The sequence below is a fragment of the Phenylobacterium sp. genome, assembly GCF_004297125.1.
Taxonomy (GTDB): domain Bacteria; phylum Pseudomonadota; class Alphaproteobacteria; order Caulobacterales; family Caulobacteraceae; genus Phenylobacterium.
Map to the genome: position 1 here is coordinate 189,040 of NZ_SCVD01000020.1, position 23,803 is coordinate 212,842.

Annotated in this window: 23 protein-coding genes; 19 read left to right on the forward strand and 4 right to left on the reverse strand. The window is 73.4% G+C overall.

What is annotated here, in order from left to right; translation table 11 throughout:
• Positions 1-292 precede the first annotated feature (292 nt).
• The 3 genes from EPO51_RS11760 (at position 293) to gnd (ending at position 3,003) form a co-directional block, all read left to right on the forward strand.
• On the forward strand, positions 293-637 hold the full coding sequence (locus tag EPO51_RS11760; RefSeq protein ID WP_293350503.1) for a hypothetical protein: 345 nt from the start codon (positions 293-295) through the stop codon (positions 635-637).
• Positions 638-808: 171 nt separating this feature from the next.
• On the forward strand, positions 809-2,026 hold the full coding sequence (tal, locus tag EPO51_RS11765) for a transaldolase (protein ID WP_293350506.1): 1,218 nt from the start codon (positions 809-811) through the stop codon (positions 2,024-2,026).
• Complete coding sequence (gene gnd / locus EPO51_RS11770; RefSeq protein ID WP_293350509.1) at positions 2,017-3,003, forward strand: phosphogluconate dehydrogenase (NAD(+)-dependent, decarboxylating); 987 nt, start codon at positions 2,017-2,019, stop codon at positions 3,001-3,003. Before tal ends, gnd begins: the two co-directional genes overlap by 10 nt.
• 657 nt (positions 3,004-3,660) lie before the next feature.
• Here gnd and EPO51_RS11775 read toward each other — a convergent pair.
• Together EPO51_RS11775 and EPO51_RS11780 are read right to left on the reverse strand one after the other, a co-directional pair.
• The gene (locus EPO51_RS11775) at positions 3,661-3,882 is read right to left on the reverse strand and encodes a hydroxylase (RefSeq protein ID WP_293350512.1); all 222 of its coding nucleotides are present in this window, start codon (positions 3,880-3,882) and stop codon (positions 3,661-3,663) included.
• A 443-nt stretch (positions 3,883-4,325) separates the two neighbouring features.
• The gene (locus EPO51_RS11780; protein ID WP_293350515.1) at positions 4,326-5,441 is read right to left on the reverse strand and encodes an MFS transporter; all 1,116 of its coding nucleotides are present in this window, start codon (positions 5,439-5,441) and stop codon (positions 4,326-4,328) included.
• Positions 5,442-5,737: 296 nt separating this feature from the next.
• Between EPO51_RS11780 and EPO51_RS11785 the strand changes: the two genes are divergently transcribed.
• The 3 genes from EPO51_RS11785 (at position 5,738) to EPO51_RS11795 (ending at position 9,396) form a co-directional block, all read left to right on the forward strand.
• Positions 5,738-6,097 carry a hypothetical protein gene (locus tag EPO51_RS11785; protein WP_293350518.1) on the forward strand — a complete coding sequence of 120 codons (360 nt, stop codon included), beginning with the start codon at positions 5,738-5,740 and terminating at the stop codon, positions 6,095-6,097.
• 261 nt (positions 6,098-6,358) lie between these two features.
• Positions 6,359-8,842, forward strand: a complete 2,484-nt coding sequence (locus tag EPO51_RS11790; RefSeq protein ID WP_293350521.1) for a TonB-dependent receptor plug domain-containing protein — start codon at positions 6,359-6,361, stop codon at positions 8,840-8,842.
• Positions 8,843-8,925: 83 nt separating this feature from the next.
• A complete protein-coding gene (locus EPO51_RS11795; protein ID WP_293350524.1) occupies positions 8,926-9,396 on the forward strand; it encodes a RidA family protein in 471 nt (156 codons plus the stop codon).
• Here the strand turns inward: EPO51_RS11795 and EPO51_RS11800 are convergent.
• Complete coding sequence (locus EPO51_RS11800; RefSeq protein WP_293350527.1) at positions 9,393-10,325, reverse strand: LysR substrate-binding domain-containing protein; 933 nt, start codon at positions 10,323-10,325, stop codon at positions 9,393-9,395. The two genes, EPO51_RS11795 and EPO51_RS11800, sit on opposite strands and share 4 nt — an antisense overlap.
• A 97-nt stretch (positions 10,326-10,422) precedes the next feature.
• On the opposite strand from EPO51_RS11800, the gene metC reads away from it, so the two are divergent.
• From metC to EPO51_RS11830, 6 genes are all read left to right on the forward strand, one after another.
• Entirely contained in the window at positions 10,423-11,613 is a 1,191-nt protein-coding gene (gene metC / locus EPO51_RS11805) for a cystathionine beta-lyase (RefSeq protein WP_293350530.1), read from the forward strand.
• A gap of 4 nt (positions 11,614-11,617) precedes the next feature.
• On the forward strand, positions 11,618-12,655 hold the full coding sequence (locus EPO51_RS11810; protein WP_293350533.1) for a transporter substrate-binding domain-containing protein: 1,038 nt from the start codon (positions 11,618-11,620) through the stop codon (positions 12,653-12,655).
• A gap of 4 nt (positions 12,656-12,659) precedes the next feature.
• On the forward strand, positions 12,660-13,844 hold the full coding sequence (locus tag EPO51_RS11815) for an ABC transporter permease subunit (protein WP_293350536.1): 1,185 nt from the start codon (positions 12,660-12,662) through the stop codon (positions 13,842-13,844).
• Position 13,845: 1 nt separating this feature from the next.
• Entirely contained in the window at positions 13,846-14,922 is a 1,077-nt protein-coding gene (locus EPO51_RS11820; protein ID WP_293350539.1) for an amino acid ABC transporter permease, read from the forward strand.
• Positions 14,919-15,677 carry an amino acid ABC transporter ATP-binding protein gene (locus EPO51_RS11825; RefSeq protein ID WP_293350542.1) on the forward strand — a complete coding sequence of 253 codons (759 nt, stop codon included), beginning with the start codon at positions 14,919-14,921 and terminating at the stop codon, positions 15,675-15,677. The genes EPO51_RS11820 and EPO51_RS11825 overlap by 4 nt, the downstream gene beginning before the upstream one ends.
• A 64-nt stretch (positions 15,678-15,741) precedes the next feature.
• The gene (locus EPO51_RS11830) at positions 15,742-15,909 is read left to right on the forward strand and encodes a helix-turn-helix domain-containing protein (protein ID WP_293350545.1); all 168 of its coding nucleotides are present in this window, start codon (positions 15,742-15,744) and stop codon (positions 15,907-15,909) included.
• Positions 15,910-16,074: 165 nt separating this feature from the next.
• Here the strand turns inward: EPO51_RS11830 and EPO51_RS11835 are convergent, their stop codons facing one another.
• Positions 16,075-17,334 (reverse strand): type II restriction endonuclease, encoded by a 1,260-nt coding sequence (locus tag EPO51_RS11835; protein WP_293350548.1) that lies wholly within the window; start codon positions 17,332-17,334, stop codon positions 16,075-16,077.
• Positions 17,335-17,565: 231 nt separating this feature from the next.
• On the opposite strand from EPO51_RS11835, the gene EPO51_RS11840 reads away from it, so the two are divergent.
• From EPO51_RS11840 to EPO51_RS11870, 7 genes are read left to right on the forward strand one after another with little or no spacing between them, the layout of a single operon-like run.
• Positions 17,566-17,784 (forward strand): hypothetical protein, encoded by a 219-nt coding sequence (locus tag EPO51_RS11840; RefSeq protein WP_293350551.1) that lies wholly within the window; start codon positions 17,566-17,568, stop codon positions 17,782-17,784.
• Complete coding sequence (locus EPO51_RS11845) at positions 17,781-18,461, forward strand: VirB8 family type IV secretion system protein (protein ID WP_293350554.1); 681 nt, start codon at positions 17,781-17,783, stop codon at positions 18,459-18,461. The genes EPO51_RS11840 and EPO51_RS11845 overlap by 4 nt, the downstream gene beginning before the upstream one ends.
• Complete coding sequence (gene virB9 / locus EPO51_RS11850; protein WP_293350557.1) at positions 18,458-19,306, forward strand: P-type conjugative transfer protein VirB9; 849 nt, start codon at positions 18,458-18,460, stop codon at positions 19,304-19,306. The genes EPO51_RS11845 and virB9 overlap by 4 nt, the downstream gene beginning before the upstream one ends.
• Positions 19,303-20,406: a TrbI/VirB10 family protein gene (locus tag EPO51_RS11855; RefSeq protein WP_293350560.1), complete on the forward strand. Its 1,104-nt coding sequence runs from the start codon at positions 19,303-19,305 to the stop codon at positions 20,404-20,406. Before virB9 ends, EPO51_RS11855 begins: the two co-directional genes overlap by 4 nt.
• Complete coding sequence (gene virB11, locus EPO51_RS11860; protein ID WP_293350563.1) at positions 20,406-21,407, forward strand: P-type DNA transfer ATPase VirB11; 1,002 nt, start codon at positions 20,406-20,408, stop codon at positions 21,405-21,407. The genes EPO51_RS11855 and virB11 overlap by 1 nt, the downstream gene beginning before the upstream one ends.
• Positions 21,373-23,241 carry a type IV secretory system conjugative DNA transfer family protein gene (locus EPO51_RS11865; RefSeq protein WP_293350566.1) on the forward strand — a complete coding sequence of 623 codons (1,869 nt, stop codon included), beginning with the start codon at positions 21,373-21,375 and terminating at the stop codon, positions 23,239-23,241. The genes virB11 and EPO51_RS11865 overlap by 35 nt, the downstream gene beginning before the upstream one ends.
• Positions 23,234-23,797 (forward strand): LPD7 domain-containing protein, encoded by a 564-nt coding sequence (locus EPO51_RS11870; protein WP_293350569.1) that lies wholly within the window; start codon positions 23,234-23,236, stop codon positions 23,795-23,797. The genes EPO51_RS11865 and EPO51_RS11870 overlap by 8 nt, the downstream gene beginning before the upstream one ends.
• Positions 23,798-23,803: the final 6 nt, after the last annotated feature.

Here is a 23,803-nt window from a genome sequence, read left to right on the forward strand (position 1 = left end):
CGCCTATCGGTCAAGGCCGTCGGTGGACCTCCCGGAGGGCTCGGTCTTCGCGCCGCCGACCGTCGGTGCTCAGCCGGACCGCGCCAGCGCGGTCGAGGACGACGCCCGCCTCGTTCGCCTCGCGCTCGGAACCATCCTTCACAGTCGCGCGCCAGGAGGCGTCACCCGCGCCGCCGACCCGATGGGCGCCCGCCATTCCGCCCGCCGTCCGGACATTTCGCCGCGGCTGCCCTGCGTAATGGGGCGAAGGCGCCAGCGTCTTCACGTGAGAAGCCCAACCTGGAGCCAACCCATGAAGACTCTCATCGTCACGATCGCGGCCGCCTCGGCCCTGCTGTCCGCCAGCTACGCCCTGGCCGACGGGCCGCCGGCGAAGACGCCGCCGAAAGCCGCCCCCGCCGCCGCCGCGGCCGCCAAGCATGACATGTGCGGCGGGCACGGCCAGATGCCCGCCGGCAAGGGTCACGCGCCCACCGGCAAGGGAACGGACGCCATGCCGATGGGCATGGCCGCCCACGACAAGGCCTGCGGCGGCGCAAAGATGGAGATGGGCCACGGCGGCATGGCCCAGCCCAAGTCCGGCGCCCACACGCCGGCGCCGAAGGCCGACCCGCCGAAGGCCCACGAGCACGAATAGCGTCGGGCGCGCGGGGGCGCCTGCCGCCATGGCGGCAGGCGGTCTCAGCGCTGGGAACGAGAGAGGCCGCCAGGCGCCGCACGGCCGCACTTGCGGCGGCGCGGCCGGGAGGATGGCGGCGTCTTCGTCGGAACAGCCGCGCGCCGGCGCGCGGCTTCATGGGAGGATCGGATGACCAACCGTCTGCAGGAACTTGCGCAGGCCGGACAGGCGATCTGGCTCGATTTCATCGAGCGCCGGTTCCTGGCCGAGGGCGGCCTGCGCAAACTCATCGGCGAGGACGCGGTCACGGGCGTCACCTCGAACCCATCCATCTTCGAGAAGGCGATTGCGCACAGCGAGGCCTATGACGCGGGCTTCCGGGCGCTCGCGGGCGGGGCCACGGCGAGCGCCCAGGATCTCTACGAGAGCCAGGCGATCGCTGACGTGAAGGCCGCCGCAGGCGACTTGCGCCCCGTCTACGACCGGCTCGGCGGCCAGGACGGGTATGTCAGCCTCGAGGTTTCCCCCGATCTCGCCGACGACGCCGCGTCGACCATTCTCGAGGCGCGGCGGCTCTGGGCCGCGGTCGACGAACGGAACCTGATGGTCAAGGTCCCCGGGACCAAGGCCGGCGCGACCGCCCTTCGGGCGCTGGTCGAGGCCGGCGTCAACGTCAACGTCACCCTGCTGTTCTCGCTCGGCGCCTACCAGGCGGTCGCGGACGCCTACCTGGCCGGCCTCGAGGCGCGCGTGGCGCGCGGCGAGCCCATCGACCGGATCGCCAGCGTGGCCAGCTTCTTCGTCAGCCGGATCGACACCCAGATCGACCAGGCCATCGACGCCCGGCGGGCGGCGGGGGATCCCCAGGGCGCCGACCTCGCGGCGATCCGCGGCAAGGTCGCCATCGCCAACGCCAAGCTGGCCTACGCCTGGTATCGGACCTTGCTCGCGAACGGGCGCTGGCAGGCGCTGGCCGCGAAGGGCGCGATGCCCCAGCGGCTGCTATGGGCGTCGACCGGGGTCAAGGATCCCGCCTATCCGGACACCCTCTATGTGGACGCGCTCGTGGGGCCCGACACGGTGACCACCCTGCCGCTCAAGACCCTGGAGGCGTTCCGCGATCACGGCGCGGTCCGTCCGACCCTGACCGAGGACATCGCCGGCGCGCGGCGCGTCATCGCGGAGGCGGATCGCCTCGGCCTCGGGCTGGGCGCGGTGTGCCATCGCCTCGTGGCCGATGGCGTCAAGCTCTTCGCTGACGCCACGGAGGCGGTGCTCGACGCCGTCGCCGCCAGGCGCGAGACGCTCTTCGGCGTCGCGCAGGCCGCGACGGGGTCGCCTCGGCGGGACAGCGCTGGCGCTGAGGCCGCCGCATCGCGTCGGCCAGGAGCCACGCCGTGCGTCTAGCCGTGATCGGCCTGGGCCGGATGGGCGGCAATATCGCGCGCCGGCTGATGCGCGCCGGCCATGAGGTCGTCGCCTTCGACCGCAACCCGCCGCTCGTCCAGGCGATCGCCGCCGACGGCGCGGTCGCGGCGTCCTCGCTGGAGGCGGTGGCCGGTGAGCTCGCGTCGCCCCGGATCTTCTGGGTGATGCTGCCGGCGGGGCCGCCCACCGAGGACACCGTCCGGGCGCTGGCGCAGCTCGCGGAGCCGGGCGACATCGTCATCGACGGGGGCAACAGCTACTACAAGGACGACATCCGGCGCGGCCGAGAGCTCGGCCAGAAGGGCCTGCGGTATCTCGACGTCGGCACCTCCGGCGGCGTCTGGGGGCTGGAGCGCGGATACTGCCTGATGATCGGCGGCGACGCGGCGACGGTCGCTCACCTCGACCCGCTCTTCGCCAGCCTGGCGCCGGGTCTCGGCGCCGTTCCGCGTACGCCCGGCCGCCTGGCGCAGAACGGCGAGGCCCCCCGCGCCGAGCGGGGTTATGTCCATGCCGGTCCCGCCGGCGCCGGCCACTTCGTCAAGATGGTCCACAACGGCATCGAGTACGGGTTGATGCAGGCCTATGCCGAAGGCTTCGACATCCTCAAGGCCCGCAGGTCGGAGCGCCTGCCGCAGGACGAACGCTTCGACCTCAACCTGACCGACATCGCCGAGGTCTGGCGGCGCGGCAGCGTCGTTTCCTCCTGGCTGCTCGACCTCACCGCCACGGCCCTCGCCAAGGACCCCCTGCTGAGCCAGTTCTCCGGCCGGGTGGCCGACTCCCACGAAGGGCAGTGGACCATCGAGGCGGCGATGGAGGAGGCGGTGCCGGTCAACGTCCTGTCGGCGGCGCTGTTCGCGCGTTATCGCAGCCGCGAGGCGCAGACGTTCGCCGACCAGGTCCTCTCGGCGATGCGCTTCGAGTTCGGCGGCCATGCCGAGGCGCCGCCTTGATGGCCGCCGCGCGGCGTGGGCGGGACGAGCTCCCGGAGCGTCCGTAGCGCAGCGCCCGCCTTCCCCGCCGACGCGAGGTGCGCCCATACGCCCCCGGGACGAGATTCAGAGGCGAACGTCGCGCCCGACCTCGGCCTGCAGCTGATCTCCGGCAAGCGCGCCGCGGGCGTCAGCATACGGGCCCGCCGCCTGGGCCTCGGCGTCCCGCCCCGCCTGATGCGGTTCCACCGGGCGCGGGCCGCCGACGGTGCGCGCCGGCCTCAACCATATCTTGGTCCTGCTCGGCGTCGCCTTCGGTCTGTTCGGACTGCACACGACGGGGAGCTGGGGCGAATCCGGCGCGTCTGGCGATCGCCGCACCCCCAGCGTCGAGCCGGCGCTCTGCGTCTCCACGGCCCCCTGTTCGACCATCGGCCACGGCGACCTGACGCTGCCGGCGCCCTGGCGGATCCTGGGCGCATCGGAGGCGCATCGGGGGCGCGAACGGGGTCGTCCTGCTGAAAGGGTCCCCCACGTGCTCGGCTCCGTCGTCACCCCATCCGCGCTCTCGAATGCGAGTGGTGGGGCGGCGACGGGCGCCCATGTCCGCCGGACAGCGGGACGGCGGGCGCCGAGGGAGCTGCGGCCGGTAACGGATGCGACGGCGGGCGGCGGCCGCTACCGCCGCAGCATCGAGCGGCACTGGGCATGGGTCAGGCCCATGGAGCTGGCCATTCCGGTCCGGTCCTTCGCGTGCTCGTGCGTCGCGCCCTCCCCCATCCCGATCATCTTCTCGCAGGCCGCGAGCTGCTCGGGTGACGGTTCGGCCGCCGTGGTCGCGCAGCCGGCAAGCATCGAGCCGACCGCGAATGCGGCGACGATGAAACCTGTCCTCGACATGCGTTGATCCTCCCTCTGCGCAATGAGCGATCATGCACGCGAAGCCCGACGCGCCCATGACCCATGTCAAACGCCGCCGCCGTCCGTCGCATGCGGGCCGGGCGCCAGGCTTCCCTGTCCAGGGGCGGGGCGCCGTCGCGACGCGAACCGCGCGGCGCATCGGATCGCGGCGGCCGGCTCCGCGGAGAGCGGCTGGGCCCTGCGTCCGAGTTTGGCCGCCCGCAGGGCGTCGCGCGCATCACGTCTCGGCCTCCGGCAGGACGACAGGGCCGCCCCCCCGTTCGCGCGCGGACGGACAAGAGGCCCAAACCGGGCCCCGGCGGACGGCGTTCCGGGGGTTCGGCGGTGTCCGTCCCTGGCGCTCGCCGAGCCGCCCGTTCGGGCCGACGGACCGTCGATGGGTCAGGCCAGGCGTCCCGACGCCGGGCGTCTGCGCCCCGGGTTCAACGCGGCCGCCGCCGGCCTCCGAATTCGAACAGCAGGCCCGCCAGGACGATGGCGGCCGCGGCGGCGGGCCAGACGAAGGCGCCGCCGGCCCGCGCCATCTCCCAGCTGGTGAGCAGCGCCGCCAGGGTCTGTCCAGCGGCGGCGGCGGCGCACTGAGCCCCCAGATTGAGCCCCAGGCGCTTTCGGGGCCCGAGCGAGATCAGGTAGCTCGTCAGCAGACTGACCGTCGCGCTGGCCCAGGCCATGGCGGCGAGGACCGCGGCCAACGCCCAGGGCGCGCGGGCGTAGCTGCTGGCGACCAGCGTGAGCGCCAGCATCAGCAGCGCCGGGCTGAGAAGCCGGCGCGCTCGCGACGCCAGCCATCCGACCCGCAGCCACACCAGCTGCGCCAGAAGCATGACCACGCCGCACAGGCTCAGCAGCCAGGCCGCGCCTTCCCGCGAAAGGTCTCTGGTGTCGGTCCGCAGGGTGAGCGCGATATGCAGCACGCCGAGGCTCCCCGCGCCCATCGCGGACACGATCAGGAGCGGAGCCCGTCGGGCGGTCCCGCCCTCGTCGCCTGAGGCGACAGGCGCAGCACCCCGGTCGGCGCTGAGCGTCAGCGCGAGCATGGAGGCCCCGACGGTCGCCGCCGCGGCGTGGAAGGACGAGGCTTCAGCGGTCGTGACCCAATCGCCGAGCAGCGGCCCCACCAGGTAGCCGGCGTACGCGACGGCGTTCAAGCTGGTGAAGGCGCGGGCCCGGTCCGCGGGGCTCCCGGCGCGATCCGCCGCGATGGCGAAGGCCAGCGGGCTGACCGCGCCGGCGAAGAGGCCGTTGAGGAGCCGGCTGGCGTAGAGCGACTCAAGCTGCGGCCGCCCCATCGCGGCCAGGGTGAGGGCGAACCCGCCGAGCCCCAGGAGCAGCAATGGCCGGCGGCCCATCCGGTCCGAGGTCAGACCCCAGAGGGGCGCCGCGACCATCATCCCCACCGGCCCGGCGGCGGCCAGGGCGGAGATGTGGGCCTGGCGCGCCGCGGACGTGGCCCCCGGCGCGGCCTGCGCCACGAGTTCCGGAAGCAGGGGCAGGACGGCGGTTCCTGCGAGCGACGCGGCGAAGACGGCGAACAGCAACGCCGCGTGCAGGGGGCTGTCGAGCCGGGTGGTACGCAGCGGCAGCCTCCGAACACGGGCCCGTGGCCTCAGGCGATTGCGGTATCCTACCTGTTGGCCCGAAAAGGCAAGGCTGAGAGCCGGGGCTTCGCTCGGTTGATCTCGCGCAAGGCCACGCCGGGCCCGCTGGCGGAGGATGACGCCCAGCGCCTTCCGCAACGCGATACGGGCCGTCCGAGGTCTGGCCGGATCGTTGTTGCGGGAGCGCCCAACTCGCGCTGCAGCCGACGCTGCGACGCGACCCTCAGGAGGCGCCGATGCATAGACGGGATCTGTTGCTGCTGGGCGTGACCGCCGGGCTCGCCCCGGCGCTCCGCCCGGCCCAGGCCCAGGGCGTGTGGCACAAGTACGTCATGCGGGGCCAGGTCGTGGACCGTGCGGGGCGGACGGTGACGATCTGCGTCGGCCGCGCCGACGGCGCCGAGGTCGGGCAGACCCTGACCGTGGTCCGGTTCAGGTCGCGCGGCGGCTTCTCGAAGGGCGCGCCGCCCGTCATCGAGCGCCGCGATGTCGGCGAGGTCCGGATCGCGTCCGTCACGGACGATCACTACGCCAGCGGCGTGGTCGTGAGCGGACGCGTGGCCAAGCGCGACATGGTGGAACTGCGGGCGCGCTGAGCCCGCGTTCGACCCTGTCCGCGCGCGTGGAAGCGACCCATCCAGCTGCGTCCGCCGGTCCGGCGCGGTTCGGCGGCCGGGGGCGGCCGGTCGCGGCGGCGGCCTGGGGCCGGCAAGCTTCCGGCGGCCGCGCCCCCACGTCGCCAATCATAACTGGGACGCATAAAGACGCTCAAATCCGCATTTGAAGTGCTGATGAGCCCATGGTCCGCTCCCGCATCGTCGCGCGAAAGCCGCGGCGAGAACAACAAGGGGGATCGCATGGGTTCGAGACGCTCAACTCCGCGCGTGGCGCTGCTGACGTCCATCTCGGTTGCGGCAGCCGCCGCGGTTTGCAGCACGCCGGCCGCCGCCCAGCAAGCGGGCGCCGAGCAGATCGACGAGGTCGTCGTCACCGGCACGCGGCGGGCCGGAGTCACCCTGACCGAGTCCTCCACGCCGGTGGACGTGGTGTCCGGCGAAACCCTGCAGCGGCAGGGCGCCTCGGACCTCAATGACGCGCTGAAGACCACCGTGGTCTCCCTCAACGTGCAGAAGTTCGTGGCCCAGGACGCCTCGGCCTTCGTGCGGCCCTTCACCCTGCGGGGCCTGCCGCCGGATCAGACCCTGGTGCTGGTCAACGGCAAGCGCCGGCACCGCTCGGCCGTCGTTCAGATCACCAACCAGCCGCTGGCGGCCGGGGCCCAGGGGGTCGACCTGTCGACGATCCCCGCCATCGCCGTGGACCGGATCGAAGTGCTCCGGGACGGCGCCGCGGCCCAGTACGGCTCCGACGCCATCGCCGGGGTGATCAACTTCCAGCTCAAGCGTCAAAGCGAAGGCGTCACGGCCATCGCCCGCTACGGCCAATTCTATGAAGGCGACGGCGAGGACTACAACCTGCAGCTCAACGTCGGCCTGCCGCTGGCGGAAGACGGTTTCCTGAACATCAGCGGCGAGCTGTCCAGCGCGGCCAAGACGTCCCGTGGCCAGCAGCGGCCCGACGCCCAGGCTCTGATCAACGCCGGCAACACCGCCGTCCCGGTCCCGGCCCAACGCTGGGGCGCGCCCAAGGTCGACGCCGCACGCTTCTTCTTCAACGCCGAGCTCCCGGCGACGGAAGCCGTCACCGCCTACGCCTTCGGCAACCTGGGCCAGGCCTCCGCCGAATCCGACTTCTTCTACCGGCCGCTCAGCCGCGCCGACGTGTTCGCGAACGTGCCGCTGACCAACGTCCCGGGGGGGCCCCGCTTCAGCTTCACCAGCCGCTTCCCCGGAGGGTTCGCGCCGGTCTTCCGCAGCAACATGCTCGACATGAGCCTCACGGCGGGCGCCAAGGGCGAGGCCTTCGGCGGCCTGCGGTACGACTTGAGCGCCGGGCTCGCGCAGAACGAGATCGAGTTCAAGCTCGACAACACCGTCAACCCTTCCCTGGGCCCGGCCTCCCCGAGCTCGTTCCGCGCCGGCGAGCTGCAGCAGCGCGAAGGCCGCCTGAACGCCGACTTCGTCTATCCGCTTCAGACCGGGATGTTCGCCGAACCCCTGAACGTCGCCTTCGGCGCGGAGTACCGGCGCGAGACCTTCGAGATCAAGCCGGGCGAGCCGGCGTCCTACCAGGCCGGCCGCTTCGCCAGCATCCTCGATCCCGACACCGGCCGGATCATCGGCCTGGCCGTGGGCTCCAGCGGTTTCCCCGGCTACACGCCCGCCTCGGCGGGGTCGTTCTCCCGCAGCAACTGGGCGGCTTACCTCGACCTCGAGACCGAGGTGATGGACCGGCTGACGATCGGCGCGGCGGCCCGCTACGAGGACTTCTCGGACTTCGGCAGCACCTTCAACTGGAAGCTCACCGGCCGCTACGAGTTGTTCGACGGCTTCGCCGTGCGCGGCTCGCTCAACACCGGCTTCCGCGCCCCCACGCCCGGGCAGTCGAACATCTCCGACGTGGCCACCAACATCGACCCGCTCACCGGCGGCCTGCTCTTGATCGCCACCCGTCCGCCCACCGACCCCATCGCCCAGTTCTACGGGGCCAAACCCCTGAAGGAGGAGGAATCGACGAACTGGGCCGTGGGCGCCGTCCTCGACGTGGGCGGCTGGGTGCTGACCGCCGACTACTTCAACATCGAGGTCCAGGACCGCATCGCGCTGACGTCCCGGATCACCATCACGGCCGCCGACCGCGCGGCCCTGGCGGCCCGCGGCACGCCGGCCGGCGACCTGCAGAGCGTGCGCTTCTTCGGCAACTTCTTCGACACCGAGACCGAGGGCCTGGACGTGGTCCTCTCCAGGTCCTGGGCGAGCGACATGGGCAAGCTCGGCCTGACCGCGGCGGCCAACTACACGAAGAGCAAGGTCACCGCGCTGCGGGACGCCCGCGCCGTCGATCGCGAGCGGCGCATCGAGATCGGCCACTTCAACCCGCGCTGGCGCGGCAACGTCACCGGGACGTGGGAAAGCGGCCGCTGGAACGCGCTGTTGCGCGCCAACTACTACGGCAAGTGGATCGACGCGGTCCCCAACGCGACCCCCACCGCGCTTTCCTTCGATCAGGAATTCGGGGCCGAGTGGCTGTTTGACGCCGAGGTGAGCTACCAGGCCACCGAGCAGCTCAGCATCGCCGTGGGCGCCGACAACCTGCTGGACGCCTATCCCGACAAGGACCGGCGCCAGGCGCAGATCAACAACGGCATCGTCTATCCGCAGTTCTCGCCCTTCGGCTTCAACGGCGGCTTCTACTACGTCCGCCTGACGGGGAAGTTCTAGGCGCCGCGCCAGCCTCCCCAGCCCCTGTCCTCCCCCGTCATTGGGCCTGCGCCTCGGCGCAGGCCCGCCAAGGCTTGTTTCCCATGACCTCCAACGCACCCGAGGCGCGACTGATCACGCTCGGCCTCGTCCTGCCGCCCGCCGGCGCGCCGGTCGCCAACTATGTCCCGGTCGTCGTCCATGCCGGCCTGGCCGCCGTCTCCGGGCAGCTGCCCCGCGACGCAGAACGCCTCGTCGCCGGCCAGGTGGGAACGGACCTCAGCGTCGCCGACGGTCAGGCGGCCGCACGGCTCTGCGCCCTGGCGATCCTCGCCCAGCTGCGCGAGGCGCTGGGCGGCGACCTCGACCGGGTGCGCCGCTGCTTGCAGCTGACCGGCTTCGTGAACGCGGCCGCCGGCTTCACCGCCCACCCGCAGGTGATCAACGGCGCATCCGACCTGATGGTGGCGGTGTTCGGGGAGCCGGGCCGCCATGCCCGGGCGGCGGTGGGCGCGTCCAGCCTGCCGCTGGGAGCCGCCGTCGAGGTGGCGGCCACCTTCGCCGTCGCCGCCTAGGCGGCTTCGAACCGTCCGAACCGGGCCTCGCAGGCGCGGGCGAGCGTGTCCCGCTCGACCTCCAGCAGGGTCACCAGTTCGTCCACCAGCCGGGAGCGCGCCCGATGCGGCGGCAGGATCATCAGCGAGCGGAAGGCGATCGCCGGTTCGAACGGCTTGGCCAGCAGGCCCAGCGCCTCGAAGCGGTCCGAGACATAGGTCAGGGAATTGGTCAGGCCGATCCCCATGCCCTCCAGCGCCAGCTGGCAGATGGTGGCGGCGAACTGGGTCTCCACCACCACCCGCGGCGTCGACCCCGCGGCGGCCAGGGCCGCGTCGAACTGCACCCGCGCCGTGTCGTCGGGCGCGAGCGAGATCACCGGCTGGCCATCCAGCATGGCGGGCCGGATCACCGCCTCGCCCGCCAGGGGATGGTCGGGCCGGGCCACGCACACCCCGCAGGTCTCGATGAACGGCTTCACCACGAGGTTGGCGCGATCGATCTCCTCGGCGCAGAGGCCGATGTCGTAGGCGCCGCTGGCCACCAGATTGCGCACCGTCACCGAGTTGCCGATCTCGAAGCGGATCGAGACCTCCGGCCGGCCCTCGGCGAACCGCTTCAGCACCTTGGGCACGAAGGACAGGCCGAGCGCGGCGGAGCTCGCGATCCGCACGGATCCCGTCCCCACCGCGCGCATCCGCGCCACCGACTGCTTGAGCCGGTCCATGCCCACGAAGGTGTCGAGCACCTCCTGGTAGAGCAGGTGCGCCTCCGGCGTCGCCGTCAGCCGCGGCCCGCTGCGCTCGAACAGCTTCAGCTTCGTGGTGTCCTCCAGCCGCTTCAGCGAGCGGCTGATGGCCGGCTGGGAGACCCGCATCAGCTCGGCCGCGGCGGTTGTGGACCCGGTCTTCATCACCGCGCTGAAGGTTTCGATCAGGGTGAGGTTCATGCCCCAAGCATAACCTCCACGCATGCTTACGCCGCAACTATGAATTTGAACCTATATCGCCGCCGGGCTACGCCTGGTCCGCAAGGAGTTGATTGAGATGCGCGATCCCACCCTCTGCGTCACGCCGGGCGGCGGCCCGGAGGCTCCCTTCGAGAGCCTGGCCGTCCCCGTCCATCGCGCCTCGACGGTCGTCTTCCCCACCGTGGCCGCCTACCAGGGGCGCCGGGACGAGATTTACGACGGCTTCTCCTACGGCCTCTACGGCACGCCCACGTCGCGGGAGCTCGAGACTCGGATCGCGCGGCTGGAAGGCGCCGCGCGGACCCTGGCGTTGCCGTCCGGGTTCGCCGCCATTGCGCTGAGCACCCTGGCCACCGCCGCCCCCGGCCGGGAGGTCCTGTTCCCCGACAGCATCTACGACACGGTGCGCCCCTTCGCCGCCACCTTCCTGGCCGGGCTCGGCATCGGCGCGCGCTACTACGACCCGATGGCCGGCGCCCGCCTCGCAGAGCAGCTCACCGACGCCACCGCCCTGGTCTGGGTGGAGTCCCCCGGCTCGATGACGCTCGAGGTGCAGGACGTCCCGGCGATCGCCGCGGCGGCGCACGCCCGCGGCGCGAAGGTGGCGGCCGACAACACCTGGGCCACCCCGCTGCGCTTCAAGCCCCTGGCGCACGGCGTCGATCTCTCGGTCTGCGCGCTGTCCAAGTACGTGGCCGGCCATTCCGACGTCATGATGGGGTCGGTCTCGGTCAGCGACGTGGACCTCTACCGGCGCCTGAAGGACTACAGCCGCTTCCTGGGCCAGGGCGTCTCCGCCGACGAAGCCAGCCTGGTGCTCCGGGGGCTCGAGACACTGGCCGTGCGCATGGACCGCGCGGCCGCCAGCGCCGAGCGTCTCGCCGCCTGGGTCGCCGGCCAGCCGGGGGTCGCGGAGGTGCGGTTCCCGGCCCTGGCGTCCAGCCCTGGGCACGACGTCTTCAGGCGTGACTTCTCCGGCGGCGCCGGCCTCTTCTCCGTGTTCCTGGAGGGCTGGACCCGTCCGGCGCTCGCCGAGGCGGTCGAGGCGCTCGAGCTGTTCGCCATCGGGGCGAGCTGGGGCGGCACGCGCAGCCTGGTGGCGGTGCTGGATCGCCCGCCGCTGCGCACCGTGGCCCCCGTCCCGCACGAGGGCCCGGTGGTCCGCTTCAGCATCGGGCTGGAGGACCCCGACGACCTGCAGGCGGACCTGGCGGCCGCCTTCGCCCGACTGGCCGCCGCGCGCGGCGCCGCCCAGCGCCGCGCCTGAGCCCATGGGCGCCCTCCGCGCGAGATCCGCTCCCATCGCCGCCCTGCTGGCCCTGGCGCTGGCGGCGTGCGCGCCCGCGCCCCAGGCGGAGCGCGGCGCGATCCCGCGGATGGTGAAGCGCGACTACGTCACCTGCGGCGCGAGCCAGGGCATCACCGGGCTCTCGCGGCCGGACGAGAAGGGCGTGTGGCGCGGCTTCGATGTCGACATCTGCCGCGCCTTCGCCGCGGCGCTGCTGGGCGACGCGGACAAGATCCGCTTCATCCCGCTCAACGCCGCCCAGCGGCTCCCCGCCGTGCAGACCGGCGAGATCGACGTCCTGCAGCGGACCACCACCGTCACCTTCACCCGCGACATGGCCATCCGCTTCGTGGCGGTCACCCAGTTCGACAGCGATGTGCTGATCTTCCGCAAGGCCCTCGGCGCGACCGAGCCGAAGGGTCTCGATGGCCGCACCGTCTGCCTGCAGAGCGGCGGCAGCTCGGCCGACAACACGCTCACGCGCGTGGAGGCGGACGAGGGCATCCATTTCGAGCGGGTCTATTTCGACTCCACCATCACCGCCCGCGACGCCTACTTCTCCGGCCGCTGCGACGTCTACGTGACCGACGGGTTCCTCGGCGCGAGCCAGGTGGCGACGGTGGCGCGCAACCCCACCGACCACACGCTCCTCTACCTCGACCACCTGCTGCCGCAGGGCGTGGCCATCGCGCGCGGCGACGACCGCTGGTTCGACGTGGTGCGCTGGACCGTGAACCTGCTGATCTGGGCCGAGCAGAACGGCGTCACCCAGGCCAACGTGGACGAGCAACTGCGGAGCGGACCGGCCGAGGTCCGCCGCGTGCTGGGCGCCGACCCCGCCTTCGGCCGCGCCATCGGCCTCGACCAACGGTGGGCCTACACCGTCATCAAGGAGGTCGGGAACTACGGCGAGATCTGGGAGCGGAACCTGGGCGGGACCACCCGCATCAAGGCCGACCGCCGACTGAACCGGTCCTACAAGGACGGCGGCCTGCTCTTCCCCTTCCCCTGGGACGTCTGAGCCGATGTCCGGCCCGGCCCTCGCCCCGCCAGCTGCGCCGCCGCCCGCCCGGGCGCCGCGGGCGCCGATCGCCTGGCCCGCCGTCGCCGCGCAGTCGGCCGCGGTGGCGCTCGTGGCCGCCCTTCTCGTGCTCGTGGCCGTCACCACGGCGGCGAACCTGGAGCTGCGCGGCATCCCCACCGGCTTCGAATTCCTGGGCGACCGCGCCGGCTTCAAGATCGCCGACACCGTGATCGCCTTCTCGCCGGACCACAGCTACCTGCGCGCCATCGCCGTGGGGGTCGGCAACACGCTCTTCCTCTCCCTGATCGTCTGCCTCGCCGCGACCGTGGTGGGCGCGCTGTTGGGCGTCGCGCGGCTGAGCGCCAATCCGCTGGTGGCGGCGCTCGCCGCCGTCTGGGTTGAGGCGGTGCGCAACACCCCGCCGGTGCTGCTGCTGATCTTTCTCTACGCGCTGTGGAGTCAGGCCATGCCGGTGGGCGGGGCCCAGGAGGTGCTGCCCGGGATCGTGGCCTCCGTGCGCGGCGTCGCCGTGCCGAAGCTGGAGACGGGCCTGCCGGCCTGGGCGTGGGCGGCGGCCCTGCTGGCCTCCCTCACCGCGCCCGTCCTGGCGAGCCGGGCCGCGCGGCGGCGTACGCCGTCCGGGGCGCGTCGCCCGCCGTATGGCCGGGCCGTGCTCGCGGCCGTCGCCCTGGCCTGGGTGGCCGCGGCCCTGCTGGGCGGCTGGAGCCTCGAGCTCCCGCGCGCGGCGGGCGAGGACCTCGCGGGCGGGGCGCGGCTGACCCCGGAGTTCGCGACGGTCGTGTTCGGGCTCACCGTCTATACCGCCGGCTTCATCGCCGAGATCGTCCGTTCGGGGATCGAGGCCATCCCTCGCGGGCAGTGGGAGGCCGGGCGCGCCCTCGGCCTCAGCGAAGGCCGGATCCTGCGCCTGGTGGTGGCGCCCCAGACGCTGCGGGTGATCACCCCGCCGATGACCAGCCAGTACATCAACACGGTGAAGAACAGCACGCTGGCCATCGCCATCGGCTATTCGGAGTTCATGACGGTGATGGGGACGGTGATCAACCGCACCAACCAGCCGCTCGAGGGCACGCTGGTCATCGTGGCGGTCTACATGGCCATCAACCTCGCGCTCGCGGCCGGCCTCGACCTGCTCAACCGCCGCGTCCAGCCGGAGCAGCGCTGAGATGGCGGACGCCGCGATCCTGGCGCCCCCGCGACCACCGTCGCGGCGCGCCCAGTTGGCCAAGCGGCTGTTCGGCAGCCCGCTCAACGCGGTCCTGACGCTGCTCGTGGTCTGGGCCGTGGCCGCCGCGGCGGCGCCGCTGCTGCGCTGGGGGGTGCTGGACGCGGTCCTGCTGCCGGCCGAGCCGGCCGCATGCCGCGACGCCAAGGGCGCCTGCTGGAGCTTCGTCGTCGCCAAGAGCGGCCAGATCCTCTTCGGCATCTACCCGATAGAGGCGCGCTGGCGGCCGATGCTGGTCTCGGCCGTCCTCCTGCTTCTACTCGGCCACTCCCTGCGTCCGGCGGCCTGGCGGCCGGCCCTGGCGGCGATCTGGGCCGCCGCGCTGCCGGCGACGCTGGCCCTGATGTTCGGCGGGTTCGCGGGCCTTTCGTACGTGGCCACCACCATGTGGGGCGGCCTGCCCGTCACCCTCCTCCTCACCGTCACCGCCGTCGGCGGCGCCTTTCCCTTGGCCGTGCTGCTGGCGCTCGGCCGGCGCTGCGGCCTGCCGGCGATCCGCAGCCTGTGCATCCTCTTCATCGAGCTCACCCGGGCGCTGCCCCTGCTCAGCATCCTGTTCATCGCCTCGATCCTCATGCCGCTGCTGGTCCCCGAGTGGCTGCTGCCGGACAAGTTCTTCCGGGCGATGATCGCGCTGCTGCTGTTCGCCGCGGCCTATCTGGCCGAGGTCGTCCGTGGCGGGCTTCAGGCGCTGCCGCCCGGCCAGACGGAGGCGGCCCAGGCCCTCGGCCTCGGCTACTGGCAGACCCAGCGCCAGGTGGTGCTGCCACAGGCGCTCGCGGTGGTGATCCCGAGCCTCACCAACACCGTCATCGTGATGATCAAGAACACCAGCCTGGTGCTGGTGGTGGGCCTCTTCGACCTGATCAGCTCCGGCAAGGCGGCGCTCGCCGACCCCGAGTGGAGCTCGCCGGCCATGGAAACCTACCTGTTCATCGCCGCGATCTACTTCGCCCTGTGTTTCGGCTTCGGCCGCTTCGCCCGCGCCCTGGAGCGCCACACCCGGATCCCCGCATGACCGCGCCCGCGCCGTCCCCCGCCCGCCCCGCCGTCGAGCTCCGCGGGGTGCACAAGTGGTACGGGGACTTCCACGCCCTGCGCGGCGTGGATCTGTCGGTGGCCGCCGGCGAGCGCATCGTCATCTGCGGCCCCTCGGGCTCGGGGAAGTCGACGCTCATCCGCTGCGTCAATCAGCTGGAGCGGCACCAGGCCGGCAGCGTGGTCGTCGACGGCGAGGAGGCGACCCCGGACCCGCGGCGGCTGCAGGCCATCCGCCGCAAGGCCGGCATGGTGTTCCAGGGCTTCAACCTCTTTCCGCACCTGACGGTGCTGCAGAACTGCGCCCTGGCGCCGGTCCAGTCCGGCGCCGCCGGCCCGGCCGAGGCGGAGGCGCTGGCGCTTTCGCTGCTGGCCCGGGTGCGCGTCGCCGACCAGGCGCACAAGCATCCCGCCCAGCTCTCCGGGGGCCAGCAGCAGCGGGTCGCGATCGCGCGGGCGCTGTGCATGCAGCCGAAGATCATGCTCTTCGACGAACCCACCTCGGCGCTGGATCCGGAGATGGTGAAGGAGGTCCTCGACACCATGATCGAGCTGGCGCGCGAGGGCATGACCATGCTGGCGGTGACGCATGAGATGGGCTTCGCCCGCCAGGTCGCCGACCGGGTCGTGTTCATGGACCAGGGTCAGATCCTGGAGGCGGCGGCGCCCGGCGACTTCTTCGACCGGCCGCAGCACGCGCGCACCCGCGCCTTCCTCGGCCAGCTGCTGCATTGAGTCGCCCCTGTTCGGCCGCCGTCCCAACCCGGTCTTCGGCTCCGACTACGCGCGGGCCCGCGCCGTGCTGCTGCACGCTCGGCGGCGCGCCGGCCTCTCCCAGCGGGCGCTCGCCCAGGCCCTCGGCAAGGCCAACTCCCACGTGACCCGCATCGAGCGCGGCCAGCGCCGGATCGACCTGCTGGATTCCTCGCGATGGCGCAGGCGCTCGGTTGCGACCCGGCGGAGCTGATCGCCGAGCTCGCGCGGGAGATCGCGGGGCCGCCTCCGGCGCCGGTCCATCGGGGGCCGCCGGACGCCACGGTCGCCAACGCGCCGGCGACGGTTCGGACGCCGGGGAGCGGACCGGACCCGTCGGCGGAGGCGGCGGCCGCCGGCGCCCCGGACGCCCCGCGCTTCAGGTCAGGCGGTGGGAGATCTTCTCCAGGGCGCTGACGCCGGCCCCGAACCGGCCGATCGCGTCGCGATGCCGCTCGAGTTCGCTGTAGGGCAGGTAGCGCACGCTTAGGTCGGCGATCCGGCTGAAGGCCGGGCGCGCGACCTGCGCCCGGACGTCGGCCTCGCGCTTGTCCGGCGCGACGAGGAAGAGGCTGTGCAGCGCGTCGCCCTCGCCGCCCAGGGCCAGATCCAGCATCCGGACGATCCCCGAATAGATGGAGGTCGTGTGCTCGACCTCGAAGGCCGCGACGATGCGGCTGTCGCCTTCCAGCCAGAGGACGTCGATGAGGCGCACGGACTCGGCGCCGTTCGCCCGTTCCAGACCGGGACACAGCCGCTCGAGGCAGCCGTCCCCCAGGCGGCCGGCCGCGTAGGCGCGCCCGCGATCGTTCTGGGCGATCCAGACCTGGTAGCCGAGCGCCTGGCCGAGGTCGCGCAGCCATCCCTGCACCTGCGTATGGGTGCGGTCCTCTGCCTCTCCCGGACCGGGCCGGGCCGCCTCCGATCGGACCCGGGCAAGATCGGCTTCCCAGGCCGCGCGGGCCGCCGGATCGTCCGATCGCGGCGGCGGCGCGTAGAGCCCGCTCCCGAGATCGAAGCAGAAGGCGGCGACCGCGCCGAGGTCGTTCGAGAGCAGGTCCCGGTGGCGGCGCGTGAAGCTCAGTATCCCCTGGCGCATCGCCAGGTACTCGTCCCAGCGGCCCAGCTTCACATTGGCGCCGGTCAGGGCGTTGTACCCGCGCACGATGGCGGTGTTGAAGGGCGGCGCGATGGTCGGGTGAAGGAAGTAGAGGATGTTCGCCACCGCCGGCCCCAGGCCCTTGATCTTCAGGGCGTCGATGCGGCGGATCTCCTCCAGCACATGCTCTTCGGTGTCGCAGCAGACGCAGGCGTCGAGCAGCCGGCCGAAGGCGCGCTGATTGTCCGGGTTCTCGTAGATGTCGGGGATCCGCAGCTTCGGCTTCCACAGGAAGGCGTGGTCGGCGCCCTTGAAGACCTGCCGCTGCTCGGCGATCGAATGCACCACGGTCTCGAGCGAGGATCCGCGGTAGGCCACCCCGAAACCGCCGGCCGCGATCTCGCCGGCCACCTGTTGGACGCCCCGGCGGATCGAGCGGAAGTTCTTGAGACGATCCTCCCAGAGGAACCATGTCCGATAGGCGCCCCGCGGGTCCGCGCGCCACCGGGTCAACAGCTCACGTACGAGATCGTCCGACACCCCTGCCCCCTTGCGTCGCGCCCATGATGACCGCGCGGCGCGCTCCAGGACAAGCCCCGGACGGACCCGGCCCCAGGACGGTCGCCGCCGCCCCAGACTCGGCCGGCGGCGGCCGGGCCGAATCGTCGGCCATCGGCAGGTCCCGCCCCTCCCCGACGCATGACGGCGGGGGGAGGTTACGTCCTCCCGCCCGGGGGCACGGGCGATCAGGGTGCCCGCATGGAACCTCCCATGTCGCCCTTACCCGCCCCCCGGCGCGCCCCGCCCGCCGCGATCCTCGTCGCCCTCCTGATCGCCTCGTGTTCGTCCGTCGGGGGTTCGGACGCCCCCGGCTGTTCCGGCGCCCGGCGCCCGGCCAATCCGCACGGCTCCGTGCTGGCGCCGGACGCCGGCGCCAGGCTCGATCCCCCGGCCGCGGGCGCCGGGCCGTGCCGGGGCGGCCGGCCATGAGCGGCGTGCCGGCCCCGGACCTCAAGGCCTATTTCGAGGAGGCGCGCAGTTGGGACCGCGATCGCCTGGCCGCGGCCCACCGGTCCCGCCGCCTGGCCTGGAGCCTGGCCGCGGCGGCCGCCGCCCTGGCGGGGGTCGCGGTCGCCGGCGTCGCGGCCCTGACGCCGCTCAAGACCGTCGAGCCCTATGTGGTGCGCGTGGACCGCACGACGGGCGCCGTCGAGGTCCTGCGCGGGCTCTCGACGGCGGCCCCGGTGAGCTACGACGAGGCGGTCACCAAGTCCTTCCTCGCCGCCTATGTGCGGGCCCGCGAGGGCTGGCTGCCGCAGGCGGCGGAAGCGAACTTCCGGCAGGTGTCGATCATGTCGACCCCGGAGGAGCAGCAGCGCTGGGCTTTGGCCTACCGGCCGACCAATCCGGCCAGCCCCCAGGTGGCCTACGGCCCCGCCGCCGACGTGCAGGTCGGCGTGCGGGCGATCAGCTTCGTGGCGCCGGGCGTCGCCAACGTGCGCTTCCACCGCGAGATCCGGCGCGGCGGCCAGGTCGAGGAGTCCGACTGGATCGCCACGGCGGCCTTCGCCTACACCCGGGCGCCCATGGGCGAGAGCGACCGGCTGCGCAATCCGCTGGGCTTCCAGGTCTCGTCGTACCGCGCCGACCCGGAGGTGGTCCGATGATTCGCCCCCTCGGCCTGGCGCTCGCCGTCCTGGCCACGGCCGCGGCGACGCCGGCCCTCGCCGTCGAGACGCCGCGCGCCGGGGCCGCCGATCCGCGGATCCGGACCGTCGACTACGACCCGCTGCAGGTGGTGCGGATCGCGGGCGTCTTCCGCACCGCCACCCAGATCCGCTTCTCCCCCGAGGAGACCATCCTCCACGTGGCGCTGGGCGACGCCTCGGGGTGGGAGGTGGCGCCGGAGACCAACATCCTCTTCGTCAAGCCGACGGCGCCCCGGGCGCCCACCAACCTCATCGTCACCACCCGACTCGCCGGCGGCGAGACGCGGCACTACGCCTTCGAACTGACGGCTCGCGGCGGCCGCGCCCCGGCCGACACCCTCTTCGTGGTGCAGTTCCGCTATCCGGCTGCGGAGACGCTGAGGCTCGAGGCCGCCCTGTCGGCGGAAGCCCAGGCCCTGGAGCAGCGGGTCCTGCAGCTGAAGCTCGAGCGCGGCGTCCTCGAGGGCCCGCGCAACCTCGCCTACGAGCTGCAGGGCTCCGCGGCGATCGCCCCGTCGGAGGTCAGCGACAACGGCCGCTTCACCGTCCTGCGCTTCCCGGGCGCGCAGCCGGCGCCCGCCGTCTACGCCGTCGCCCCGGACGGGTCCGAGACCCTGGTCCCCTTCGACATGCGCGGCGAGTTCCTCGTCGTGCATCGGACCGCCGAACAGCTGCGGCTGCGCAAGGGCCGCGCGGTGCTCTGCATTTTCAATCTCGCCCACCAGCCGGCGGGCCGGCCGACCGGCACCGCCACGGCCGCGCCGGACGTCGAGCGCACCCTGCGCCAGGCGCCCCCGCGATGACCGACGCCCTCCAGCCCCCCGCGGCCGATCCCGAACCGCCCCTCGACCGCACGATCTCGCCGATCGCAGGCCCCCTGGCGCCGGCCGGCCGCGGCAAGGCCCTGGCCTTCGCCGGCCTGCTCGTCGGCTGCGGGGCGGTGGCGCTGGCCACCTGGAGCGCCGAACGGCCGCGCCGCGAGGCGCCGCGCCAGGCTCCGGCCCGCCAGGTGGTAGCCTTCGAGCCCGCCAAGCCGCCGCCCCCGACCCTGGCCCGGCCCGGGCCAGGCGCCCCGGCCCTGTCCGGCGCGGCCGGACCCGGCGGCGACGCCGTCCCGGCCCTCGACCCCGGCGGCGCGGCGCAAGCGCCCCACGGTGCGCCCTCGCCCTCCCCCAGCGATCTCGCGCGCGCCTCGCCCCTGATGGCCTATTCCCGGGGCGCCCTGTCGCTCGCGTCCGCGCCGGCGCAGCCCCTCGCGCCGGCCCTGGCGCCGGAGCGCCCGGCGCCGAGCGCGCTCGACGGGCTGCGCCAGGGCTCGGCCATCGGCCGCGCCACGGCCGCCCCCATCGGCGACCGCAACTTCCTGATCCTGGCGGGAACGACCATTCCCTGCGTGCTGCAAACCGCCCTCGACACCACCGCCGCCGGCTATGTCACCTGCCTCGTCGACCGCGACGTCTATTCCGACAACGGCGCCGTCGTGCTGCTCGAGAAGGGCGCGCGCGTGCTCGGCGAGTACCGCACCGGCCTGCGGCAGGGCGAGGACCGGGTCTTTGTGCTCTGGACCCGCGCGGTGACGCCCGCGGGCGTGGCCATCGCGCTCGCCTCGCCCGCCAGCGACGCCCTGGGCCGCACCGGCTTCGGCGGGCGGATCGACACCCACTTCTGGGACCGGTTCGGGGCCGCCGTGCTGCTCTCGGTGATCGACGCCGGCGCCGCGGCGGTGACCGACCGGGACGGCGCCGTGGGAAGCGTCCGCCTGCCGTCCGATGCGGCGGGCCTCGCCGTCCGGCAGGGCGCCGAGATCCGTCCCACCCTGCGCATGGCCCAGGGCGGCGAGGTGGCGATCCAGGTGGCCCAGGACCTCGACTTCTCCTCCGTCTATGCGCTGCGGCCGCGCTGATGACCTACGACGCGGCGATCCTCACCCACTACCTGGCGCCGATCCGCGCCGCCCTCGACCAGGCCGAGGTCACCGAGGTGGTGGTGAACCGCCCCGGCGAGTTCGGCGTGGAGACGGCCCGGGGCTGGTCCTGGGTCGCGGCGCCGGACCTCACGGCCGAGGCCCTGACCCGGATCGGGCTCGCCGCGGCCGCCGCCACCGCCCAGGACGTCGGCCCCGAGCAGCCCCTGTGCGCGACGGTGCTGCCCACCGGCGAGCGGTGCCAGGTGGTGCTGCCGCCGGCGGCCGAGCAGGTGTCCCTCACCTTCCGCAAGCCCTCGCCGGCCGCCTTCGCCCTCGAGGATCTCGCCGCCGCCGGCTTCTTCGACGAGGCCGCGCCGGCCGTCGCCCCGCTCCGACGCACGGACGCCGCGCTGGGCGCGCTGCGCGACGCCGGGGACTGGCCCGGCTTCTTCCGCGCGGCGGTGGAAGGCCGGCGCAACATCCTGGTCTCGGGCGCCACCGGGTCCGGCAAGACCACCTTCGCCAAGGCGCTGATCCGGCTCATTCCGGAGGCGGAGCGCCTCATCACCATCGAGGACGCGCGCGAGCTGGTCGTCCCGCACCGCAACGCCGTGCATCTGCTCTACGCCAAGGACGGCCAGGGCCTGGCCCGGACCGGCCCGCGGGAGCTGCTGGAGAGCGCCCTGCGCATGCGGCCGGACCGCATCCTGCTGCAGGAGCTCCGCGACGCCGCGGCCTTCTTCTACCTGCGCAACGTCAACACCGGCCATCCCGGCTCGATCACCACCGTCCACGCCAATTCGGCGGAACTCGCCTTCGAGCAGCTGACCCTGCTGGTGAAGGAGAGCGAGGCGGGCCGCGACCTCCACCGCGACGACATCCGCCAGCTGCTGACCCGGCTGGTGGACATCGTCGTCCACGTGGAGCGCCGCGGCGGCCGATTCCGCCTGGCGGAGGTCTGGCATGACCCGCTTCGCCGCCACGCCCTGGCCGCTTAGGGCGGCCCTCGCCGCCGGCGCCGCCGTCCTGGCGCTCATGGTCCTGGGGGCGTTCGCCGGAACCATCGCCCTGGCCGGCTTGAAGCGGCTCTCCGGCGACGTCGACCCCGCCGCCGTCCCGGCCTGGTTCTGGTACTACCGCCACGATCCGGAGGTGGCGCGGTGGCTCAGGGTCGGTCTCCTCGGCGCCGCGAGTGTCGGCCTCATCGTCCTCGTCGCCGTGGCCGGCCAGCTGCGGCGGCCCCTCCACGGCGCCGCGCGATGGGCGTCGGAAGCCGAGATCCGCAAGGCGGGCCTGCGCGCGCCGACGGGCGTCGTCCTCGGCCGCAAGGCGGGCCGCTTCCTCGTCTTCGGCGGCGAGGAGCACGTGATGCTCTACGCCCCCACCCGCACCGGCAAGGGTGTCGGCGTGGTGATCCCCAACCTGCTCACCTGGCCGGATTCCGTCGTGGTGCTCGACGTGAAGCGCGAGAACTGGGAGGCCAGCGCCGGCTTCCGCGCGGCGCACGGCCAGGCGGTCCACCTGTTCGACCCCCTCGATCCGGAGGGGCGGACCGCGCGCTACAACCCGCTCGGCCACATCGACCGCCACGACCCCACCGCGATCCTGGACGAGCTGCAGCGGATCGCGGCCATGCTCTTCCCGCATCCCCCGAACGCCGACCCCTTCTGGGCGGAGTCGGCGCGCACCGGCTTCGTGGGCGTGGGCGCCTGCCTGGCCGAGACGCCGGAGCGGCCCCTCACCTTCGGCGCGCTCTACGCCGAGCTCGTCGCCGGCGATCCGCGCACCCGCTTCCCGGCGCTGATCGCGCAGCGCCAAAAGGACGGCCGCCCCCTGTCGGCGGGCTGCGTGCGCGCGCTCACGGACTTCACCTCGTCGTCGGAGAACACCTTCGCCTCCGTCCGCCAGAGCCTGACCGCCAAGCTGAACCTCTGGCTGAACCCGCGCGTCTGCGCGGCCACCGCCGCCAGCGACTTCGACCTCGCGGCCCTGCGCAGCCGCCGCGCCTCGATCTACCTCGCCGCCTCCCCGGACAACCTGATCCGCGTCGCGCCGCTCTACGCGCTGCTGTTCCAGCAGCTCGTGGACCGGTCCTGCCGCGAGCGCCCCGACCCGCAGCGCCATCCGCACCAGGTGCTCGTGCTGCTGGACGAGTTCGCGCGGCTGGGCCGCGCGGACGTCCTCGCCAAGGCCTTCGCCTACGTCGCCGGCTACGGGCTGCGGCTGTTGCCGGTCCTGCAGTCCCCCGCGCAACTGCGCGCCGAGTACGGCGCCGACGTCACCGAGGAGATCCTCGCCAACTGCGCCGTGGAAATCGCCTTCGCGCCCCGGGAGCTGCGGCTCGCCCGCGAGCTCTCCGAACGCCTCGGCGACACCACCGTGCGCAGTCCCTCGCGCAGCCGTCCCACCGGTCTGTCCCGCGGTCATCGCAGCGTCAGCGAGTCCGAGCAGCGCCGACCCCTCCTGCTCCCCCAGGAGCTCAGCCAGATGCCCGAGCAGGACCTCCTCGTCCTGAAGGCCGGCCTGCCGCCGATCCGCGGCCGCAAGCTGCGCTACTACCGCGAGCCGGCCTTCCGCCGTCGCCGGGTCGCCCCCCCGATCGTCCCGCCGCTCGCGGACGCCGCGGCGGCCGAACCCGACCCGGAGGCGATCCCCCGCCCCCACGGCGCCGGCGATCCGCTGACCCTGGACGCCATCGTCCCGATGCTCGCCGCCGCCGACCTGGAACCGCTGCCGCCCGAGGGCGCCGCCCCCGCCGAGATCGCGGCCTGGGTCGAGCGCTTCCTCGACGCCACCGAGCCCACGCTTCCGAAGGAGCCCCGCCATGGCTGAGGACCTCAACATCGTCACACCGGAAGGCCGCCCCCGCTCGGAGACGCCCGGGGACGTGCCCGAGCGCATCCAGCGCCGCTACCTCACCGAGCGTCGCGGCGGCGCCGGCCTCGGCTTCTACGCCGACGCCCGCGCCGACACGGCCACCTTCCGCGACGAGGGCCACCGGCTCTCCACCGGCCGCAACGATCCCCACGTCATCCGCGACCTCGTCGCCATCGCCCAGCACCGCGGCTGGACCACGATCAGCGTCCGCGGCCACACGGAATTCCGCCGGGAGGTCTGGCTCATGGCCCGCGCCGCCGGCCTGGAGGTCCGCGGCTATCGGCCCACCGAGCGGGATCGCCAACAGGCGGAACGACAATCGGACGCCCCGCGCCCTCGCGCCTCGGCCCTCGAGGGCCGCGATCGCCTGCGCATCGTCGAGGCGGTGGTCCGCAACCGCGTCGTCGAGCCCTCCGAACAGGCCCGCATCCTCGCCGCAGCCCGCGCCCGGCTTGCGCAGTGGCTGGACCGGGGCGCCCCCGCCGGCCCGGCGCGGGAACGGCGGCGCTGAAGTCCT

Excerpts from the sequence above, each read along its gene's own strand:
- EPO51_RS11760 (WP_293350503.1), top strand. The coding sequence starts at position 293 with ATGAAGACTCTCATCGTCACGATCGCGGCCGCCTCGGCCCTGCTGTCC.
- EPO51_RS11815 (WP_293350536.1), top strand. The coding sequence starts at position 12,660 with ATGTCCGGCCCGGCCCTCGCCCCGCCAGCTGCGCCGCCGCCCGCCCGG.
- EPO51_RS11845 (WP_293350554.1), top strand. The coding sequence starts at position 17,781 with ATGAGCGGCGTGCCGGCCCCGGACCTCAAGGCCTATTTCGAGGAGGCG.
- EPO51_RS11775 (WP_293350512.1), bottom strand. The coding sequence starts at position 3,882 with ATGTCGAGGACAGGTTTCATCGTCGCCGCATTCGCGGTCGGCTCGATG.
- EPO51_RS11825 (WP_293350542.1), top strand. The coding sequence starts at position 14,919 with ATGACCGCGCCCGCGCCGTCCCCCGCCCGCCCCGCCGTCGAGCTCCGC.
- EPO51_RS11820 (WP_293350539.1), top strand. The coding sequence starts at position 13,846 with ATGGCGGACGCCGCGATCCTGGCGCCCCCGCGACCACCGTCGCGGCGC.
- EPO51_RS11840 (WP_293350551.1), top strand. The coding sequence starts at position 17,566 with ATGTCGCCCTTACCCGCCCCCCGGCGCGCCCCGCCCGCCGCGATCCTC.
- virB11 (WP_293350563.1), top strand. The coding sequence starts at position 20,406 with ATGACCTACGACGCGGCGATCCTCACCCACTACCTGGCGCCGATCCGC.
- EPO51_RS11855 (WP_293350560.1), top strand. The coding sequence starts at position 19,303 with ATGACCGACGCCCTCCAGCCCCCCGCGGCCGATCCCGAACCGCCCCTC.
- EPO51_RS11785 (WP_293350518.1), top strand. The coding sequence starts at position 5,738 with ATGCATAGACGGGATCTGTTGCTGCTGGGCGTGACCGCCGGGCTCGCC.
- EPO51_RS11865 (WP_293350566.1), top strand. The coding sequence starts at position 21,373 with ATGACCCGCTTCGCCGCCACGCCCTGGCCGCTTAGGGCGGCCCTCGCC.
- tal (WP_293350506.1), top strand. The coding sequence starts at position 809 with ATGACCAACCGTCTGCAGGAACTTGCGCAGGCCGGACAGGCGATCTGG.
- EPO51_RS11800 (WP_293350527.1), bottom strand. The coding sequence starts at position 10,325 with ATGAACCTCACCCTGATCGAAACCTTCAGCGCGGTGATGAAGACCGGG.
- EPO51_RS11790 (WP_293350521.1), top strand. The coding sequence starts at position 6,359 with ATGGGTTCGAGACGCTCAACTCCGCGCGTGGCGCTGCTGACGTCCATC.
- EPO51_RS11795 (WP_293350524.1), top strand. The coding sequence starts at position 8,926 with ATGACCTCCAACGCACCCGAGGCGCGACTGATCACGCTCGGCCTCGTC.
- EPO51_RS11810 (WP_293350533.1), top strand. The coding sequence starts at position 11,618 with ATGGGCGCCCTCCGCGCGAGATCCGCTCCCATCGCCGCCCTGCTGGCC.
- metC (WP_293350530.1), top strand. The coding sequence starts at position 10,423 with ATGCGCGATCCCACCCTCTGCGTCACGCCGGGCGGCGGCCCGGAGGCT.
- virB9 (WP_293350557.1), top strand. The coding sequence starts at position 18,458 with ATGATTCGCCCCCTCGGCCTGGCGCTCGCCGTCCTGGCCACGGCCGCG.
- EPO51_RS11870 (WP_293350569.1), top strand. The coding sequence starts at position 23,234 with ATGGCTGAGGACCTCAACATCGTCACACCGGAAGGCCGCCCCCGCTCG.